This is a genomic window from Celeribacter litoreus, from assembly GCF_020165855.1.
Lineage (GTDB): Bacteria > Pseudomonadota > Alphaproteobacteria > Rhodobacterales > Rhodobacteraceae > Celeribacter > Celeribacter litoreus.
Genome location: NZ_JAIUFY010000015.1, coordinates 183621 through 202083 on the forward strand (window position 1 = coordinate 183621; position 18463 = coordinate 202083).

Here is an 18463-nt window from a genome sequence, read left to right on the forward strand (position 1 = left end):
CGCCTAGCTTTCCGGTGATCGGGCGGGCTGTCTGGATGGCTTGCCAAAAGTTATGGAAAAGAAGAGGCGTCTCATGAAGATTGATTTGTCAGGGAAAACGGCAATTGTAACCGGCTCAACCGGAGGAATCGGGCTGGCGATTGCAACCGGACTGGCCGAGGCCGGAGCAGATGTCGTCATCACTGGACGCACGCAAGAGAGTGTCGATTCCGCGCTCGCGCAGATCGGCGGAGACAGCGTCCGCGGCGTGGTGGCTGATTTGGGCACGTCAGAGGGCTGTGCGACGCTGATCGCGGCGGAGCCGGAGGCGGATATCCTGATCAACAACCTCGGTATCTATGGTCGTAAGGACTATTTTGATCTGACGGATGACGATTGGGAGACCTATTTCCAGATCAACGTCATGAGCGGTGTGCGCCTGTCGCGTCACTACGCCGAAGGCATGCGTGCCCGCGGGTGGGGGCGCATCCAGTTCATCTCCAGCGAATCCGCGCTCAACATTCCATTTGATATGGTTCAGTATGGCGTCTCCAAATCGGCGCTTCAGGGTCTGTCGCGCGGTTTGGCCAAGGTTCTGGCGCGAACCGGCGTGACCGTGAACACGATCTTGCCTGGTCCGACCCGCACCGAAGGCGCAGGTCGGATGCTGAGCGCGATGGCGGAAGAACGTGGCGTGAGCGTCGAAGAAGCGGAGGCTCTCTTTCTGCAGGAAAAACGTCCCTCCGGCCTCTTGGGGCGTTTCGCTTCGCCGGAGGAAGTGGCCGCGATGTGCGTCTACGTTGCCTCCCCGCAGGCGAGTGCGACAACGGGCGCGGCACTCAAGGTCGAGGGCGGGATCGTCGAGAGCATCGCCTAAGACGACGAGAGCTGTTTTTCCATCCTGAAATTTTCAATTGCGACGGCGTTGCGGATCACGGTCTGCTGCGCCGTCACCGACCATCCCCGTTTCTCGAAAAAGCGGCGGGCGAGATGGGAGGCCTCGGTTTCCATGTGGGAGAGACCGAGCCGTCGCGCCTCGTTCTCACAGGCGTCATAGAGTTTTCCGGCGGTGCCTTTGCCCATCTCTGACGGGTGGACATAGGCCAGATCAATGAACCCGTCCGTTCCCATCGCAAAGAAACCGCGAATCCGACCCCAGCGCGTTGCCCCGATGGCAAAGCCGTGGGTGATCATTTCGGGCCAGTCTTCGTGGGGGCGCGCGGTCTTCGGCGCCCAGGCGGCGCGTTGTTCGGATGAATAATGCGCCTTTGCGCCTTCATGCACGGCATGTAGGAAAACCCGATGGCAGGCAGCGGAATCTTTTCGGGTCAAAGGGCGCAATTTCATGCCTCCCTTCTAGCCTCGGGCGGGATCACGCGCTAGCGTCGCTTGCATGCGTCACCTTGATTATCCCCCGATCTGGACCGTGGCCTTTATGGCCGTCACCTACCTCTTCGCGCGTTTTGGTATCGAAATTGCTACACCGTTCTTTGTGCAATTGATCGGTTGCGCCATCATTTTGATCGGGCTGTGTCTGATGATCCTCGCTGTTTACGCCATGTGGCGGCACCGCACGACGGTGATCCCGCATCGCGTGCCGACGTCAATCGTGACGGATGGGGTTTACAGATTTACACGAAACCCGATTTATCTTGGTGACGTCTTTACTCTCGGAGGCGTTGCATTACTGTGCGGCAGCCCGATAGGTGTCGTTCTGATCCCGGTCTTTATGATCGTGATCGAGCGGCGGTTTATCAGGGAGGAAGAAAACTGGCTGAGGACGGAATTTCGTGAGGAATTTCAAACCTGGGCCGCTCATACACGGCGTTGGCTGTGACGCGCTGTCACAGAATCTACGACCATTGCGCAATATTGTTGCGCTGCGCTGCCGCGTTAAGTAAGTAAGGTGTCAGCGTTTTAGGACTGGGGAAAAAGAGGACCAATACGTGAAATTCGGTGTTCCTAAGGAAATCTATGAAGGCGAGGCGCGTGTTGCGTTGACGCCGGATAGTGCCAAGCAGATTCAGAAGCTTGGTTACGAGATTGCTGTCGAATCTGGTGCGGGTGCCCGTGCCGGTTTCTCCGACAGCGATTATGAAGCCGCAGGAGTTGAGGTCATCAAGACCGCAGCGGCGCTGTGGAAGGCAAGCGACATCGTCGCGAAAGTGCGCCAGCCTGATGAAACAGAGATGAAGCGTCTGCGCAAAGACCAGACCCTTATCTCGTTCTTCAACCCGGGCGGCAACGCAGAGGGCATGGAAAAGGCGAAAGCCTCCGGTGCCAACGTGATCGCCATGGAAATGGTGCCGCGTATCTCGCGCGCTCAGAAGATGGACGCGTTGTCGTCCATGGCCAACATCGCGGGCTACCGCGCGGTGATCGAGGCTGGTAACAACTTCGGCCGCTTCTTCACCGGTCAGGTGACGGCTGCTGGTAAAGTGCCGCCTGCGAAAGTGCTCGTTGTGGGTGCTGGTGTGGCCGGTCTCGCCGCCATCGGGACGTCCACGTCCCTCGGCGCAATCACCTACGCATTCGACGTGCGTCCGGAAGTGGCCGAGCAGGTCGAATCCATGGGCGCCGAATTCGTTTACCTCGATTTCGAAGAAGAACAGCAGGACGGCGCCGCCACCGGTGGGTACGCCTCTGTTCAGTCCGAAGAATTCCGCAACGCCCAGCTCGCCAAGTTCCGTGAACTTGCGCCTGAGGTGGACATCGTAATCACCACCGCGCTCATCCCGAACCGCGAAGCGCCGGAGCTCTGGACCAAAGACATGGTCGAGGCGATGAAACCGGGTTCCGTGATCGTTGACCTCGCGGCGGAAAAGGGCGGCAACTGCAAGCTCACCGTGGCTGACGAGAAAATCGTGACCGACAATGGCGTGACCATCATCGGCTACACCGACTTCCCGTCCCGCATGGCGACGCAGGCCTCGACGCTCTACGCGACCAACATCCGTCACATGATGGCTGACCTGACCCCGGAAAAAGACGGTCAGATCAACCACAACATGGAAGACGACGTGATCCGCGGTGCGACCGTCACGTTTGAGGGCGACATCACCTTCCCGCCGCCGCCTCCGAAAGTGGCCGCGATTGCTGCGAAGCCGAAAGAAGTCGTCAAAGAGAAAACACCGGAAGAGAAACGCGCAGAAGAAATCGCTGCGTTCAAAGCGCAGACCAAACAGCAGGTCACTCTGCTCGTTGTTGGTGCCGTGCTTCTCTTGGGTGTGGGCCTCGTTGCGCCTGCGTCCTTCATGCAGCACTTCATTGTGTTCGTGCTCTCCGTGTTCGTCGGCTTCCAGGTCATCTGGAACGTCTCGCACTCGCTCCACACGCCGCTCATGGCTGTGACCAACGCGATCTCCTCGATCATCATTCTCGGCGCTCTGATGCAAATCGGATCGGGCTCCTTCCTTGTGATCATCCTTGCCGCCCTGTCGGTCTTTATGGCCGGTATCAACATTTTCGGTGGCTTCCTCGTGACCCGGCGCATGCTCGCCATGTTCCAGAAATCGTAAGGCGGGAGAGAGACAATGGAATTCGGATTTACCACTGCGGCCTACGTTGTTGCCGCTGTTCTCTTCATCCTGTCTCTGGGCGGTCTGTCCGGACAGGAAAGCGCCAAACGCGCTGTTTGGTACGGGATTGCGGGTATGGCGCTCGCTGTGTTCGCAACCCTTATTGGCCCGGGCTCCGGCCTGTGGCTCCTGTCTGTGATCCTGATCGCAGGCGGTGGTCTCATCGGCTGGTATGTGGCGAAGAAGGTCGAAATGACCGAGATGCCGCAGCTTGTGGCAGCGATGCACTCGCTCGTTGGTCTGGCGGCTGTGTTCGTCGGCTTCAACGCGCACTTCGTGATGGCCCGTGTGGCCGGTCTCGACGCGCACGGCATGGAAGACCTCGGCGCGTTTGCAGCCCTCGTGGCTCACAAATCGCCTGTTGAGCTGAACATCCTCAAGGTGGAACTCTTCCTCGGGATCTTCATCGGTGCTGTGACCTTCACCGGCTCCGTGATCGCCTATGGCAAACTCGCAGGTAAAGTGACCTCTGCGGCCAAGAAACTGCCGGGTGGCCACGTGCTCAACGCGTCTGCGGCTGCAATCTCTCTGCTCTCGCTGATCTGGTACTTCAACACCGGTGGTCTTCTGCCGCTGTTCGTCATGACCGCGATGGCGCTGTTCATCGGCTATCACCTGATCATGGGCATCGGCGGCGCCGACATGCCGGTGGTTGTGTCGATGCTCAACTCCTACTCGGGCTGGGCCGCGGCTGCGATCGGCTTCTCGCTCTCCAACGACCTTCTGATCGTTGTGGGTGCGCTCGTGGGCTCCTCCGGTGCGATCCTGTCCTACATCATGTGTAAGGCTATGAACCGCTCCTTCGTCTCCGTGATCCTCGGCGGCTTTGGCGGCACGGCTGGTCCGGCGATGGAAGTCGAAGGCGAACAGGTTGCCATCGATGTGGACGGTGTGGCCAATGCTCTGAACGACGCAGACAGCATCATCATCGTTCCGGGCTACGGTATGGCCGTGGCTCAGGCACAGCAGAACGTGGCCGAAATGACCCGTAAACTGCGCGCCAAGGGCAAGAACGTCCGCTTTGCGATCCACCCTGTGGCGGGTCGTCTGCCGGGGCACATGAACGTGCTCCTCGCAGAAGCCAAAGTGCCGTACGACATCGTGATGGAAATGGACGAGATCAACGACGACTTCCCGGATACGGATGTGGTCATCGTGATCGGCTCCAACGACATCGTGAACCCGGCCGCGCAAGACGACCCGAACTCTCCGATTGCGGGCATGCCGGTTCTGGAAGTCTGGAAAGCCAAGCAGGTGTTCGTGTCCAAGCGTGGTCAGGGTACCGGTTACTCCGGCATCGAAAACCCGCTGTTCTACAAAGACAACACGCGCATGTATTACGGCGACGCAAAACAGTCCATCGGCGACCTGCTCCCGAAAATCGACTGATCGCGTCACGCATCGTGATATAGAAAGGGCGGCTCTCGGGCCGCCCTTTTTCGTGCGCATTCGAGCGCGTTCAGTACATCGTGGCGCCGCCTTCAAAGAGGGCCTGCCGCAACATCACGGCAAATCCGTTCACCGTGTTGTCGTAGTCTTCTTGCGCGGGCGGTGCGCTCATGGCGCCGATAATCCCGCCCCAACGCATTTCGTCCTCCATGCCGGAAAAGACCTTGGGTTCGAGCACGGGGGTGCCGTCCATCACGCTCGTAACGGAGACCTTGGCGTCGATGAAGCTGTTGCCGCCTGCCACGAGGGACATTTCCGGCCCTTTGAGCAGAACGCGTGTCAGGTCGATGTGCAGGTCCGCGTTCCCGCCTCGCGACATGTATGGCGCCAGCTCGCGACGAATGGCGATATCGAGATCGGAGACGAGCTGCTGCTCGGAGATTGGCAATCCTCGGACGTTCATCAGTCTGAGATTGGCGGTGCTATAGCCAATGTTGCGAATGGTCAGGCTTTGCGCGACCTCTGGCTCGATGAGCGTCTGCGTACAGGCTGCAAGGCCCAGTGCCAGCGCCGAGAGCAAAACGGCACGACGGGTGAGTCCCGTTGGTTTGGGTGTTGAATATGTCATGGTGGTCCTCCTCCTCCATGCCCCATTGTCCCATATATTCGCGATCTCGTGTTTGTTCTGGCGCAAATGGCGCTGCGGCGGCGTCTGCACCGTAGGACGCACAGGCCCTATGCGCAGCGTCCTCTTTTCATTCGGTAGGAGTTCCAACACTCTGTGATCGCAGTGAAAAGGATCGCTCCATGCCACACGTTACTCCCGCAGATATCGCCGAAGATCAGGAGTTCATTGATCGCCTGAAATCGATCCGTCAGGACATTCATGCCCATCCTGAAACGGCTTACGAGGAAGTGCGGACCTCCAATTTGGTTGCAGAGTTTCTCGAAGGGTTGGGGATCGAGGTGCATCGCGGTCTCGGGAAAACGGGCGTGGTCGGCACGCTTAAAGGCAATCGACCCGGCCAAAAGGTGATCGGCCTGCGCGCCGATATGGATGCGCTGCACATTACCGAGGAGACGGGCAAGCCCTATGCCTCGACCGTTTCCGGAAAGATGCATGCCTGCGGACATGATGGGCACACGACGATGCTCTTGGGGGCGGCAGAAAAGCTCGCGGCCAATCCCGACTTTGCGGGCAGCGTGCGCTTTGTCTTCCAACCCGCCGAAGAGGGCGGGGGCGGTGCCTATGAGATGATCAAGGACGGTTTGTTCGATCTCTTTCCGACGGACGCGATTTACGGCGTGCACAACGGACCGATGGAGCCGCTCGGCGCGTTGACTACCCGTGTGGGGCCCTACGCCTCTGCCTCTGACAATTGGGAGGTGAGTTTCGAAGGGACCGGAGGTCACGGCGCCGCGCCGGAGAATGCAACCGATCCGACCGTCGCCGCAGGGCAGTTCATGGCGAGCCTGTCGAACGTCGTCTCGCGCAAGGTTGGGCTCACGGATTGGGCCGTGGTCTCCATCGGACATCTGGCAGGCGGGGATCGCGAGAGCCCGAATATCATTCCGGCGCACGTCCTCGTCGCGGGCACGGCGCGTAGCTATCGGCCGGAGGTGCGCGATACGCTTGAACGTGAAATCACGCGGTTGGCCGAAGGTTGTGCGATGGCAGCCGGAGTTGAGGCGAAGTTAGTCTATGATCGCGGGTATCCGCCTCTCGTGAACAGCGCGGATGAGGTGGCTGTGGCTGGTCGCGCGCATGTGGCGGGGCTTGGCGAGGCTCTGACGGATACGAAGGCCTCGGCCATCGGAGCGAGCGAGGATTTCGCATACTATCTCGAAAAAATTCCGGGCGCTTATGTGTCCATCGGCAATGGCGATGGACCTGATGCGGCCTATGTGCACACGCCGAAGTTCGACTTCAATGACGACCTGATCCCGATTGGCGTTGCCTACTGGATGAACGTGGTGGCTGAAGAACTCGGCTAAGGCCGTCAGTCATCGTCGTCTTCGGTATGGGCCATACAGGCGTTAGGCCTGTCACATGTTTTGGCCCATTGATCATCCGAGACGTTCTTTGCGCTCTCGAAATTCGCGTTCGTGACCAAGGCGCGGGCGAGGCTCGCGTTCCGTAGATTTGCGCCACTGAAATCTACGTCAGTGAGATTGGCCTCTTTGAAGTCGGCCCCTCTCAGGTCCGCATCCTCAAAGTTGCTGCCTTGCAAGAGCGCGCCTTCGAAGTCCGCGCCTTTGAGCTTGGCTTCTTCGAAGTTCAGGCCTCGGAGATCGAGGCCCTTCAACTCTGTGCGCCGCAGGTCATGTCCTTCGAGGTCGGGGCGCGCAATGTGAATCGCTTCGAGTTCTGATAAGACCCGCAACACGCGGGCTGAGCGGGCGCCGGTGACCTGCGTGAGCACAGCACTCGTTTGCGCACGGACAATGGCGTGGGTGTCCGGGTTCGATAAATCCGTGTCAGAGATGCGGTCGAGATAGGTCTGAAACGCGGCCTCTTCGGCGCGCAGGCCCGCAAGTTCGAGTTGCACAAAGCCCAAAACCAGCGAGGCGATCCCGAGATAGGCCGGGATTGTAAAAATTTCCAACCAATCCCAAAGCGTGCGCCCGCGGAACCCCATCCATGACGGCTGACGCCATTGCCACAGAAAAAGAAGGATAATAACGAGCAAAATAGTGGTGCCGAAAATCGTGTAAAGAGCTGTAAACATGAGCGCTTTCTCTCATTGCTGGCCACTTGTTACCCCCGTCGAGGGGTGTGCATGAATAAATGCTGCTGGAAATAGGATGACCGGAACTGAGACGAAAGTATACAGTTGTATTCCTATAAGCAATTGAAAATGCGATAATTTATCCTTTGTTGCACAGAGAAGTGGCGCTATACAGGCGGGCACAATAACGCACTGCACTGTGAGACACATCATGGCCCCGCTCATCGACCACCCGCGCCGATACGAACTCTCGAACGAGTTGCACGCCCGTCCATTCCCGGAGGTGGGCACGAACGCACGTGCCGCCTATCTGGCGATCCGTGCCTCCGGTGATGCCGCGCGTCGGGATCGCGATCTGGATCGGGCGCATCTGTTGTCGCTGTTGGACCGCTACGGGGCCGCGCATCCCGCGCCGGGGGCGACGCATTACATCGGGCCGCTCGGCAAATACCGTCTCAAATGGGAGAGCCACACAGAGTTCGTGACCTACACGATCTTCGCCGACGGTGTGGCAGACCGCGCCTTTGACAAAGGGACGTTTGATCTCTTCCCAGAAGAGTGGTTGGCGGAAGCGCCGGGCCAGCGGATTACCTCTGCGCTCATCCGCGTCGAGACTGTCGCCACGGATGAGGATATCGTTCTGCGGGTGGACAACTGGTTCGAGCGTGAGAGCCTCGCCTGTTCGCGGGTTCTCGACGGGGCCATCGTGGTGGCGAGCGATTTCCGGATCGATGAGGCGGGGCACATCCGCTTTGCCCTGTTCCCCGCGCCGGATTGTGGTCAGCGCCGGATCGGTCGCGTGCTTCAGCGCCTCTGCGAGATCGAGACCTACAAAACCGTCTCGATGCTCGGTCTCATTCAGGCGCGTTCCGTCGTGAGCGAGTTGGCTGTGATCGAGAAAGAGCTGTCGGAGATCATGACGACCCTCACCTCGAAGTCGGAGACGCCGATTGAGAGCCTGCTGGAAGATATTCTCGGGCTTTCAACACGGATTGAGGAGATGGTCACCAAAACCAACTTCCGGTTCGGGGCGACGGGGGCCTATGAGGCGATTGTCACCCAGCGGATCGAGGTTCTACGCGAGAGCCGGTTTATGGCGCGGCAACTCTTCGGGGAATTCATGATGCGGCGCTACGATCCTGCGATGCGCACGGTGAAAGCGGCGAAGGGGCAGTTGGAGAGCCTCGCGGAGCGGACGGCGCGGGCTGCGAACCTTTTGCGCACGAAGGTGGATGTGGGACGACAGGAGCAAAACCAACGTGTGCTTGAGAGCATGGACCGCCGCGCCGATCTACAACTGCGCCTGCAAGAGACTGTTGAGGGACTGTCTGTCGTGGCCATCAGCTACTATGCCGTGAGCCTCGTGGGCTATGTCATCTATCCGCTGCTCAAGCCGCTTGGGATGAGCAAAGGCGTCGCGCTTGCGATGGCGACGCCGGTGGTCGTGTTGGCTGTATGGATGGGGCTGAAACGGATCAAGAAGACCCATCTCGGATAGGGTGTTTCGACAGCGCCTTTAGACAAAAAAGACGCGCGGGGGATGCCCTGCGCGTCTTTCGTTTTGGGAATGTCTTTCGGGTTTAGCGACCGCGAATGCGCGGGTCGAGCGCGTCGCGGAGGCCGTCACCGATGTAGTTCACGGCAAGCACGGTCAGCGAGATTGCGAGACCCGGCCAGATGACGCGCTCCGGATACTGTTGGATCATATCCTTCGCATCAAAGAGCAGGCGGCCCCATGTCGGATAGTCCGGAGGGAAGCCGAGGCCGAGGAAGGACAGCGCACTCTCCGTGATGATCGCGTTGGCGATGCCGAGGGTCGCAGAGACCATGATCGGGGACATGATGTTCGGCAGGATGTGACGCAGGACCACGCGGCGCGAGGGCGTGCCGATTGAGCGGGCGGCGAGGACGTATTCGCGCTCTTTGAGGGCAAGCACATCGCCGCGCACGATCCGTGCGGTCTGCATCCATGAGGTGATGCCGATCACGAAAACGATCAGGATGAAGATACCGGTCTCCAGCCCGAACATCGCCCGCAGCGGATCGCGGAAAAGCATGATGATCACGAGCAGCAGCGGCAGAAGGGGCAGGGCGAGGAACAGGTCTGTCAGACGCATCAGGAGGCCGTCGAGACGTTTCCAGTAGCCTGCGAGCACGCCGACAAAGGTGCCAAGCACGAGGGACAGGAGCATCGCCGTGAGGCCCACAGAGATCGAGACCTGACCACCCTGCAACATACGGGCGAGGATATCGCGGCCGAGCTGGTCCGCCCCGAACGGGTGCGCCAGAGACGGGCCGGAGTTGCGGGCGCGGATGTCGATATAGGTCGGATCAATCGTCCACAGGAACGGGCCGAGATAGACCGCGGCAATAATGAAGACGAAGAATATCAGTCCCGCCATCGCGCCTTTGTGGGTCTTGAACTGGTCCCAGACATCCCACCATTGGGAGCGTGGCGGACGGGCGGCTTGGATCGTCGCGTCAGTCATGGTGATCTCCCTTAGTCGTAACGAATGCGGGGATCGAGGATACCGTAGAGGATATCCGCGATCAGGTTGAAGAGAACGATCAGCACCGCGAAGATGAAGGTCAGGGTTTGCACCATCGGGGCATCAGAGGCGTAAATTGCGGTGATGAGCATCTGGCCGAGGCCGTTCACCTGAAACACCTGCTCCGTGATGATCGCGCCGCCAAAGATGGTCGGGACGCCGAGGGCGATCACGGTCACAACGGGGATCATCGAGTTGCGCAGCACGTGAACGAGCACGACGACCTTTTCGGAGAGGCCTTTGGCGCGCGCGGTGCGCACGTAGTCCTGATTGAGATTGTCGAGCATGGAGGCGCGCATGAAGCGGCTGACTTGGGCGGCGTTGTAGAGTGTGAGCACGAAGACCGGCATCGCCATTTGCTTCATCTGATACACAAATGAGGACCAGTCCGTGACCTCATGTGTGGTGTCGTAGATCGACGGGAACCAGCCGAGGATCACAGAGAACACCACGATCAGCAGCACGCCGGAGAAGAAGGTCGGGATCGAGAAGCCGATCATCGAGATGAACGTGCCGATCTGGTCGAACCAGCTGTATTGGCGGTAGGCGGAGATGATCCCGATCGGAACGGCGATCAGCGTCGCAAAGATATAGGACAGGCCGACGACCCAAAGGGTTTGCGGCATGCGCTCGGCCACGACGGACATCACCGGAGAGCGGGACTGGAACGAAATGATGCGTTGTTTGCCCTCAGCGAAGTTGGTGCCGAAGAGATGGTCAAACGCCACCTGCGGCTCAACGACGAAGAACTGGTAGAGCCAGTTGAGGAACCGGATATGCACGGGTTCACCAAGGCCAAGCGCCTCGCGCATTTTCTCTTTCACCTCCGGCGGGACGGTGAGCGGGATGGAGGCCATTGGATCGCCGGGGGCCAGATCGAGCAGCAGGAAAATCACCAAAGATATGAACAGAAGCGTCGGGATCGCTAAGAGCAAACGACGGATCGTAAAATGGAGCATGTTCGGCGCCTCGGTTCAGGTCTTAGTCAGTCAGAAAGGAACGGGCGCCCCATATGCGACGGGGCGCCCGAGAGATAATTAGTCCATGCGGTACCAGTCAGCGGCATTCCACAGTTCGGAATCCCAGGAGTTCATGACCACGCCACCGAGGGTGTTGGAGGCAGCGGAGACACGACCACGGTAGACCAGCGGGATGATCGCGTAGTCTTGCATCAGCATGTCGTTCATGGCTTTCGCCAGTTCTGCACGTTTCTCGAGTTCACCGGTTTTTGCCATCTCGGCGACGAGTGCGTCGTACTCTTCAGAGCAGTAGCGCGGCATGTTGTTGCCCTGCCACTGGGTTTCCGGACGCGGTGCCTGTACGCATGCCCAGTTCGCCATGTAGGCTTCCGGGTCGGTGCCGTCGAAGTTGTTCGCATACATTTCGAGGTCTGCATAGAACTTCTGGAATGTGTCCGGGGAACCGGCATCACCACCGAAGAACACGGATGCGTCGATGTTGCGCAGTTCGGTTTCAACACCGATCTCGGACCACCACTGTTTGATGATCGCCTGGAAATCCTGACGCACAGCGTTGGTGGACGTCTGGAAAAGCAGCGACAGTTTCACGCCGTCTTTTTCGCGGATGCCATCAGCGCCCGGAACCCAGCCAGCTTCGTCCAGAAGGGCTTTCGCACCTTCAATATCCTGCACCATACAATCGTCGTTTGCGGTGGAGGAGTAGATCGCCGGAGCCGGAAGCACGTTACAGGTCACTTTACCAGCCGCGCCGTAGCCGATTTCCACGAGCAGTTCGCGGTCGATGGCCATGGAGAGAGCTTTACGCACTGCGATGTCGGAGAGGAACGGGTGCGGGTGGGCGGCGGTTGCGCGCTCTTCACCGAGAGCCGGGTTCGGGTCGGTGAAGTTCACCATGATCCGTTCGACAAGGGTGCCGAAGGAGGACTCGAGGTGGCCCATGCCCTTGCTTTCCATGTCAGCGAGGACATCGGGCGCGAGCTGGAGGTTCCATGCGTAGTCGAATTCGCCGGTTTCCAGAACGGAGCGGCCAGCGGCAGCAGCGTCACCGCCGCCTTTGACGGTCGCGGTTGCGAAGGCCGGTTTCATCGGATCGCGGTAGTTCGGGTTGGCGGACATGCTTACGACGTCGTTGGTCTTGAATTCATCCACGACGAACGGGCCGGTGCCGATCGGAGCAAAGTTCTGGTCGGTGCAGGAGGCCATGGCTTCGCCAACGCAGCTCTCGAACTGGGCTTTCTGGATGATCGGAGCCTGCGCGCCGACGAACGGACCATACGGGAACGGCTTCGGTACGCCGAAGGTTACGACGACGGTCAGGTCGTCCGGCGTATCAATGGACACAACGTCGTTATATTTCTCGGTCTGGGCACAGCCGCCGCCCTCGGACGTACAGTATTCCCAGGTAAACTTGACGTCTTCGGAGGTCAGGTCGGAACCGTCAGACCACTTGAGACCTTCTTTGAGCTTCCAGGTGATCGTGGTCAGGTCGGCGGACACGCCACCGTTTTCGACGGTCGGGACGGATTCAGCGAGGAACGGCACCATGGCGCCTGTTTCGTCGTAGCGGGCCAGCGGCTCAAGCACGAGAGAGCCAACTTCGAGCTCTTTGGTGCCGCCGGAAAGATAGGGGTTCATCGTCGACGGCGCTTGCCAGTAGATGATGTTCACGTGGCCGTCCGCGCCACGTTCGGCGAATGCGGCCGGAGCAATCGCAAGACCTGCGACGGCGCCCATCAAAATCGTCTTCATATTCATTTCAACAACCTCTCCTAGTTGAATGCTCAGTTATGTTCGGTGCGGCGTGTTTGGATGCACGCTCTTTTTGATGTTCGAGTATGAGTTAATTCATGTGTCCGCGTAGAGATGGCAGGCGACCTGATGACCGGCCGCAATCTCTTTTCCGGTGGGGTCAATCTCTTTGCAGATGTCCATAACCTGCGGGCAGCGGGTGCAGAAATTGCAGCCCTTCGGCGGTTTGGACGGGGAGGGCACATCGCCCTCGAGCAAAATCCGCTCCACCTTTTCTTCCAGCGACGGGTCCGGTTCCGGCACGGCGGACAGGAGCGCCTGCGTGTAAGGGTGCTTCGGCGCGCGGAAAAGCTCCTCACGCGTCGCGAGTTCCACGACCCGCCCGAGATACATCACGGCCACACGGTCCGCGATATGGCGCACCATCGACAGGTCGTGCGAGATGAAGAGGTAGGTCAGCCCGAACTCTTCCTGCAAATCTTCGAGCAGGTTCACTACCTGCGCCTGAATGGACACGTCGAGCGCCGCAATCGGTTCGTCGCAGACTATGAATTTCGGATTGAGCGCGAGCGCACGGGCAATGCCGATCCTCTGGCGCTGGCCACCGGAGAACTCGTGCGGATAGCGGTTCGCGAAATCACGGTTGAGACCCACTGCGTCCATCAGGCCCAGAACCTTTTCGCGTTTCTCTTTTTTGGAGAAATCCGTGTGCTCATCAAGCGGCTCGCCAATGATGGCTGCCACACTCATGCGCGGGTTCAGGGACGCCTGCGGGTCTTGGAAGACCATCTGCATCGTCGGGCGCATCTCGCGCAGCTTCGGTTGCGGGGTCGGACCAATCTCGACGCCGTCGATTTTGATAGAGCCTTCTGTGATGTCGTAGAGCCGCAGGATCGCGCGGCCCGCCGTGGACTTGCCACATCCGGACTCGCCCACGAGGCCAAGGGTCTCCCCCTCGAAAATGTCGAAGGAAATACCATCGACGGCCTTCACCTCGCCAACGCGCTTTTTGAACACGCCCGCATGGATCGGGAAGTGCATTTTCAGATCGCGCACCTCGACGAGCACGTTTCCGGAGTTGGTCTCATCCAGCATCGCCGACACCTCCTGCGAGTTGTGTCATCGCCATATTCGGTTGGTGGCGTGGGCCGTTCGCGTCAAAATCATAGAAACACGCGGTGTCATGTCCGTGCCCGACATCAAAGCGCGGTGGGTTCTCATTCAGGCATCGCTCGAAACAGAACTCGCAGCGTGCGGAGAAGGAACAGGACGTCGGCGCGGCCCGCAGGATCGGGGGCTGGCCTTCGATCACCTCAAGCCGGTCTGCACGTTCCCCGCGAACGCTCGGAATGGTTTTGAGCAGGGCGCGCGTGTAGGGGTGCTTCGGGTGCTGGAAAAGCTCTTTCACCGGCGCATGTTCGACAATCTGCCCGCCATACATCACGAGCACCCGATCCGCGATGCCCGCAATCACGCCGAGATCGTGGGTGATCCAGATCACTGCCATGCCCAGCTTTGCGCGCAGTTCGTGCATCAATTCGAGAATCTGGGCCTGAATCGTCACGTCAAGCGCGGTGGTAGGCTCATCCGCAATGAGCACCTCCGGATCACAGGCGAGCGCAATTGCGATCATCACGCGCTGGCGCATGCCGCCGGAGAACTGGTGCGGGAAATCCTTGAGGCGACGTTCGGCATCCGGAATTCCGACGAGTTCAAGAAGCTCTACAGCACGCCTGCGCGCGTCTGCCTTGTTCATCTTCATGTGTTTGCGGAGCGGTTCCATGATCTGGTAACCGACTGTGAACACAGGATTCAGGGAGGTCATGGGGTCCTGAAAGACGAACCCGATCCGCGCGCCCCGAATGCGGCGCAACTCGTCGTCGGACGCTTTCAATAGGTCCATGCCGCCGAATTCGACGCCCGTGCCAGACACCTGCGCAGGCGGCGAAGGGATCAGCCCGATCAGCGACATCATCGTCACGGATTTGCCAGATCCGGACTCGCCAACGACGCCCAACAATTCACCGGGTTTGAGCGAGAACGAGACTGAATTTACGGCATGAACGGATCCGGACCGTGTTTTGAATACGGTATTCAGATCCCGGACATTAAGTACGGGTTCGGCCCCATCGGCCATGCACAAACTCCCACTGTTTTGTTTTTATTGTATTTTTTCGTCCGCTTCGGTTTTTCCAAAGTCGGCTTTGACCAGACGGTAACAACTTATTTGCGTCTCGCAAGAGGTGACGGTGCGTTTTGCGCATATTTTTTTACCAAGGGATAAATTGTTAGGCATCCTCGCTTGACCTCCGCGCGCCGCATCATCAGGTTAGTGGGCAAAGGGTGCCGGACAGGGGGTGTGCCAAAACACTCCTTGCCTCCTGACGACCCAAAGCGTCCCGTGTGACCGTAATCTTGCGTCGACTCAGATAGTCACTGTCCAATGTGATTGCGCCGACCTAACCGCCCCGGAGTTGAGAATGCCCATCAAGAACCGCCTTGCCGAAATGTTGCCAGAGATCACTGCGTGGCGACGAGACATCCACGAGAACCCAGAACTGATGTTCGATCTGCCGCGGACCTCAAAGAAGGTGGCCGATCTGCTGCGCGAGTTCGGCTGTGACGAGGTGGTTGAGGGCATGGCGAAAACCGGCGTTGTAGGGGTGATCAAGGGCAAAACAGACACCAAGGGCCGAACCATCGGCCTGCGCGCCGATATGGATGCACTTCCAATCCTCGAGGAAACAGGATCAGAATTTGCGTCGAAAAACCCGGGCGTGATGCATGCGTGCGGCCACGACGGTCACACCTCCATGCTCCTCGGCGCGGCCAAGTATCTCTGCGAAACCCGCAACTTTGATGGCACCGCTGTCGTGATCTTCCAGCCAGCCGAAGAGGGCGGCGGCGGCGGCAAGGTCATGTGCGATGAGGGCCTGATGGACAAGTTCGGCATCGACGAGGTCTACGGGATGCACAACTGGCCGAACCTCGAGGCGGGCACATTTGCGATCCGTCCGGGCCCGTTCTTCGCGGCGGCGGATGAGTTTGATATCGTCGTGCGCGGCAAGGGTGGCCACGCCGCGAAACCGCATGAGACCGTAGATAGCAGCGTGACCGCCGCACATCTCATCCTCGCGCTCCAAACCATCGCGTCCCGCAACGTCGATCCGACAGAGCAGATTGTTGTGTCCGTCTGTACCATTGAATCGTCGTCAAAAGCCCACAACGTGCTTCCGGCGTCTGTCCTGCTCAAAGGCACAGTCCGGACACTCCATGCAGATGTGCGTGATCAGGCAGAGGAACGCCTGAAAGCTATTTGTGCCGGTGTCGGGGCGACCTATGGAGCGGACATAGATGTGAACTATCACCGCGGCTATCCTGTGATGGTCAACCATGACCGTGAGACCGAATACGCCATCGAGGCCGCGAAGAAGGTCGCGGGCGATTGCGGTGAATACCCGCTCGTGATGGGCGGCGAAGATTTCGCCTATATGCTCGAAGAACGCCCAGGAGCCTATATCATCGTCGGCAACGGTCCGGGCGCACCAGTGCACCACCCGAAGTACATGTTCAATGACGAGGTGCTTCCCGCTGGCTGTTCTTGGTACGCCGAAATGGTGGAAAGCCGCCTGCCGGCGGCTTGATTTGAGTATTTGAGCCAAGAAGAAGCCAGCACGGACGATGAAACTGCGCTCCCTTTTCGGGGGCGCTTTTCTTTTGTCTGGAAGTATCCCGGGGGTGAGCCGCAGGCGAGGGGGCAGCGCCCCCTATCCGCCCGTGTGGCTCATGTGGCGGGACACCTGACCGTCCGGCTTTTGCCGTGAGTAGTCGAAATCGTGTCCCTCGGGCTTGCGACCAATCGCGCGCTCAATCGCGGCGACGAGAGGGGCGTCGTCATCCGGATTGGCGCGCAGCACATCGCGGAGGCTCGCGTTGTCCTCTTGGCCGAGGCACATGAAAAGCTCACCAGTGCAGGTCATACGCACGCGGTTGCAGCTTTCGCAGAAATTGTGTGTCAGCGGTGTGATGAATCCGATCTTTTGTCCGGTTTCTTCGATCCGAACATAGCGCGCGGGGCCTCCGGTGCTTTCGGGCAGATCAGTGAGGGTGAAGCGTTCCGACAGAGTGGCGCGCAGTTCTTTGAGAGACCAGTATTGTCCGACGCGGTCTTCATTCCCGAGGTCGCCCATCGGCATCACTTCAATGAAGGTCTGATCCATGTCCTCGCGGGCGCACCAGTCAGTGAGGGTGAAAAGCTCGTCTTCGTTGAAACCCTTGAGGGCAACCGTATTGATCTTGACCCGAAGCCCGGCGTTTCGTGCGGTCTCAATTCCGCGCAGGACTTGCTCCAGTCGGCCCCACCGTGTCACCCGCGTGAATTTCTCAGGGTCGAGCGTATCGAGCGAGACATTGATCCGGCGCACGCCCGCGCTGTAAAGGTCGTTTGCGAACCGGTCGAGCTGGGAGCCGTTCGTTGTCACCGTCAACTCTTTGAGTGCTCCGCTCTCCAAATGGCGCGTCATGCCATCGAAGAATGTCATGATCCCGCGACGCACAAGCGGCTCGCCGCCCGTGATCCGAATCTTCTCAACGCCAAGGTTGATAAAGGTCGTGCACATCCGGTCGAGTTCTTCGAGCGTCAGAAGTTCCTTCTTTGGCAGGAAGGTCATGTTTTCGGCCATGCAATAGACACAGCGGAAATCGCAACGGTCGGTGACCGAAACGCGCAGGTAGGTGATTGCGCGAGCGAACGGGTCTATGAGGCGAGGTGCGTTTGACATGCGGGAGACGATAGGCCGGTGCTGCGTGACTTCCAACCGGATTAATCGTTGCTCGCGCGACTTTGAATGACGCGGCGCATCATCTTGGCGCGTTTCGGGTCATGTTTGCTCAGGGCGCGGAGCCAATTGTCTGCTGTGCGGGAGACGTCCTTGTCCGCATCTTCGAGCGCGTGGGTGAGGAACGGAAGAATGTCATCAATGGCGGATTTTTCCTCGACGCTCTGGTGGGTGATTTTCGCGAGCGGAAGAGTGAGGAGCAGCGCAGCGCGTCGATCAAGCGGGCGTTCCGACTGCGCGAGCGTGAGCACGGTCTCGATGCGTGACAAATCAGCGGACACACGGCGTGCGCCTGCCGATGCGAGGGCGTCAACGACCAGCCATGCGTTCTCCTCAGAAAGCCATGTGAGGATCTGGGACCAGATGTCTGCGTCCTCTTTGATGCGGGCTTGGGTCAGGAGCTTGGCCGCCACGATCTTGGCGTCGAAATTTCCGCTCTCCCAGAGGGCCCGTGCGAGCGGGAGGCGGACCGATATGTCGGTCTCCGCGCGCCAGTCCCGCGCGACGGTGTCGAGCGTCTGGGGAGGCACGCCGAAATAGTCACCTGAACCGAATTTCTCCGTCAGGTTTTCCGCGCGTTCTGCGTCCCCTGCGGCACGCAGGGCGGACATGGCAGTTTCGAATTCCATTTGGGACACTCCCGCTGTTCACTGGCGCGCTTTCTCGCAGAAG

The 18463-nt window shown here is 59.3% G+C and carries 17 protein-coding genes; 7 read left to right on the plus strand and 10 right to left on the minus strand.

Annotated elements, in window-relative coordinates:
• Positions 1-73: 73 nt before the first annotated feature.
• Positions 74-856, plus strand: a complete 783-nt coding sequence (locus LA304_RS17190) for an SDR family NAD(P)-dependent oxidoreductase (protein WP_224504413.1) — start codon at positions 74-76, stop codon at positions 854-856.
• Here LA304_RS17190 and LA304_RS17195 read toward each other — a convergent pair.
• On the minus strand, positions 853-1326 hold the full coding sequence (locus LA304_RS17195) for a GNAT family N-acetyltransferase (RefSeq protein WP_224504414.1): 474 nt from the start codon (positions 1324-1326) through the stop codon (positions 853-855). The genes LA304_RS17190 and LA304_RS17195 overlap by 4 nt on opposite strands.
• Before the next feature lie 88 nt (positions 1327-1414).
• On the opposite strand from LA304_RS17195, the gene LA304_RS17200 reads away from it, so the two are divergent.
• The 3 genes from LA304_RS17200 (at position 1415) to LA304_RS17210 (ending at position 4946) form a co-directional block, all read left to right on the plus strand.
• Entirely contained in the window at positions 1415-1816 is a 402-nt protein-coding gene (locus LA304_RS17200) for a methyltransferase family protein (protein ID WP_224504415.1), read from the plus strand.
• A gap of 109 nt (positions 1817-1925) precedes the next feature.
• Positions 1926-3497, plus strand: coding sequence for a Re/Si-specific NAD(P)(+) transhydrogenase subunit alpha (locus LA304_RS17205; protein WP_224504416.1), 1572 nt, complete (start codon positions 1926-1928; stop codon positions 3495-3497).
• A gap of 15 nt (positions 3498-3512) precedes the next feature.
• Positions 3513-4946 carry an NAD(P)(+) transhydrogenase (Re/Si-specific) subunit beta gene (locus LA304_RS17210; protein WP_224504417.1) on the plus strand — a complete coding sequence of 478 codons (1434 nt, stop codon included), beginning with the start codon at positions 3513-3515 and terminating at the stop codon, positions 4944-4946.
• Positions 4947-5016: 70 nt separating this feature from the next.
• On the opposite strand, the gene LA304_RS17215 is transcribed toward LA304_RS17210, so the two are convergent.
• Positions 5017-5574, minus strand: a complete 558-nt coding sequence (locus LA304_RS17215; RefSeq protein ID WP_224504418.1) for a hypothetical protein — start codon at positions 5572-5574, stop codon at positions 5017-5019.
• Positions 5575-5753: 179 nt separating this feature from the next.
• Between LA304_RS17215 and LA304_RS17220 the strand changes: the two genes are divergently transcribed.
• Positions 5754-6941 (plus strand): amidohydrolase, encoded by a 1188-nt coding sequence (locus LA304_RS17220; RefSeq protein ID WP_224504419.1) that lies wholly within the window; start codon positions 5754-5756, stop codon positions 6939-6941.
• 5 nt (positions 6942-6946) lie between these two features.
• On the opposite strand, the gene LA304_RS17225 is transcribed toward LA304_RS17220, so the two are convergent.
• On the minus strand, positions 6947-7675 hold the full coding sequence (locus LA304_RS17225) for a pentapeptide repeat-containing protein (RefSeq protein ID WP_224504420.1): 729 nt from the start codon (positions 7673-7675) through the stop codon (positions 6947-6949).
• A gap of 211 nt (positions 7676-7886) precedes the next feature.
• On the opposite strand from LA304_RS17225, the gene LA304_RS17230 reads away from it, so the two are divergent.
• Positions 7887-9173, plus strand: coding sequence for a DUF3422 family protein (locus tag LA304_RS17230; protein ID WP_224504421.1), 1287 nt, complete (start codon positions 7887-7889; stop codon positions 9171-9173).
• 82 nt (positions 9174-9255) lie between these two features.
• Here the strand turns inward: LA304_RS17230 and LA304_RS17235 are convergent, their stop codons facing one another.
• From LA304_RS17235 to LA304_RS17255, 5 genes are all read right to left on the minus strand, one after another.
• A complete protein-coding gene (locus LA304_RS17235) occupies positions 9256-10164 on the minus strand; it encodes an ABC transporter permease (protein ID WP_224504422.1) in 909 nt (302 codons plus the stop codon).
• 11 nt (positions 10165-10175) lie between these two features.
• Positions 10176-11183 (minus strand): ABC transporter permease, encoded by a 1008-nt coding sequence (locus LA304_RS17240; RefSeq protein WP_224504423.1) that lies wholly within the window; start codon positions 11181-11183, stop codon positions 10176-10178.
• A gap of 78 nt (positions 11184-11261) precedes the next feature.
• Entirely contained in the window at positions 11262-12959 is a 1698-nt protein-coding gene (locus tag LA304_RS17245; protein WP_224504424.1) for a peptide ABC transporter substrate-binding protein, read from the minus strand.
• A gap of 90 nt (positions 12960-13049) precedes the next feature.
• On the minus strand, positions 13050-14048 hold the full coding sequence (locus LA304_RS17250; protein WP_224504425.1) for an ABC transporter ATP-binding protein: 999 nt from the start codon (positions 14046-14048) through the stop codon (positions 13050-13052).
• Entirely contained in the window at positions 14038-15090 is a 1053-nt protein-coding gene (locus LA304_RS17255) for an ABC transporter ATP-binding protein (protein WP_224504426.1), read from the minus strand. The genes LA304_RS17250 and LA304_RS17255 overlap by 11 nt, the downstream gene beginning before the upstream one ends.
• A 343-nt stretch (positions 15091-15433) precedes the next feature.
• Here LA304_RS17255 and LA304_RS17260 point away from each other — a divergent pair, with 343 nt between their 5' ends.
• A complete protein-coding gene (locus LA304_RS17260) occupies positions 15434-16597 on the plus strand; it encodes a M20 aminoacylase family protein (protein ID WP_224504427.1) in 1164 nt (387 codons plus the stop codon).
• A gap of 123 nt (positions 16598-16720) precedes the next feature.
• On the opposite strand, the gene moaA is transcribed toward LA304_RS17260, so the two are convergent.
• The gene (moaA, locus tag LA304_RS17265) at positions 16721-17734 is read right to left on the minus strand and encodes a GTP 3',8-cyclase MoaA (RefSeq protein ID WP_224504428.1); all 1014 of its coding nucleotides are present in this window, start codon (positions 17732-17734) and stop codon (positions 16721-16723) included.
• Between the two features lie 41 nt (positions 17735-17775).
• Positions 17776-18420 (minus strand): DNA alkylation repair protein, encoded by a 645-nt coding sequence (locus LA304_RS17270; protein WP_224504429.1) that lies wholly within the window; start codon positions 18418-18420, stop codon positions 17776-17778.
• Positions 18421-18463: the final 43 nt, after the last annotated feature.

What these genes read in the sequence shown, in the direction of transcription:
- LA304_RS17190 (WP_224504413.1), top strand. Translation starts at nt 74, where the DNA reads ATGAAGATTGATTTGTCAGGGAAAACGGCAATTGTAACCGGCTCAACC.
- LA304_RS17195 (WP_224504414.1), bottom strand. Translation starts at nt 1,326, where the DNA reads ATGAAATTGCGCCCTTTGACCCGAAAAGATTCCGCTGCCTGCCATCGG.
- LA304_RS17200 (WP_224504415.1), top strand. Translation starts at nt 1,415, where the DNA reads ATGGCCGTCACCTACCTCTTCGCGCGTTTTGGTATCGAAATTGCTACA.
- LA304_RS17210 (WP_224504417.1), top strand. Translation starts at nt 3,513, where the DNA reads ATGGAATTCGGATTTACCACTGCGGCCTACGTTGTTGCCGCTGTTCTC.
- LA304_RS17215 (WP_224504418.1), bottom strand. Translation starts at nt 5,574, where the DNA reads ATGACATATTCAACACCCAAACCAACGGGACTCACCCGTCGTGCCGTT.
- LA304_RS17220 (WP_224504419.1), top strand. Translation starts at nt 5,754, where the DNA reads ATGCCACACGTTACTCCCGCAGATATCGCCGAAGATCAGGAGTTCATT.
- LA304_RS17225 (WP_224504420.1), bottom strand. Translation starts at nt 7,675, where the DNA reads ATGTTTACAGCTCTTTACACGATTTTCGGCACCACTATTTTGCTCGTT.
- LA304_RS17230 (WP_224504421.1), top strand. Translation starts at nt 7,887, where the DNA reads ATGGCCCCGCTCATCGACCACCCGCGCCGATACGAACTCTCGAACGAG.
- LA304_RS17235 (WP_224504422.1), bottom strand. Translation starts at nt 10,164, where the DNA reads ATGACTGACGCGACGATCCAAGCCGCCCGTCCGCCACGCTCCCAATGG.
- LA304_RS17240 (WP_224504423.1), bottom strand. Translation starts at nt 11,183, where the DNA reads ATGCTCCATTTTACGATCCGTCGTTTGCTCTTAGCGATCCCGACGCTT.
- LA304_RS17245 (WP_224504424.1), bottom strand. Translation starts at nt 12,959, where the DNA reads ATGAATATGAAGACGATTTTGATGGGCGCCGTCGCAGGTCTTGCGATT.
- LA304_RS17250 (WP_224504425.1), bottom strand. Translation starts at nt 14,048, where the DNA reads ATGCTGGATGAGACCAACTCCGGAAACGTGCTCGTCGAGGTGCGCGAT.
- LA304_RS17255 (WP_224504426.1), bottom strand. Translation starts at nt 15,090, where the DNA reads ATGGCCGATGGGGCCGAACCCGTACTTAATGTCCGGGATCTGAATACC.
- LA304_RS17260 (WP_224504427.1), top strand. Translation starts at nt 15,434, where the DNA reads ATGCCCATCAAGAACCGCCTTGCCGAAATGTTGCCAGAGATCACTGCG.
- moaA (WP_224504428.1), bottom strand. Translation starts at nt 17,734, where the DNA reads ATGTCAAACGCACCTCGCCTCATAGACCCGTTCGCTCGCGCAATCACC.
- LA304_RS17270 (WP_224504429.1), bottom strand. Translation starts at nt 18,420, where the DNA reads ATGGAATTCGAAACTGCCATGTCCGCCCTGCGTGCCGCAGGGGACGCA.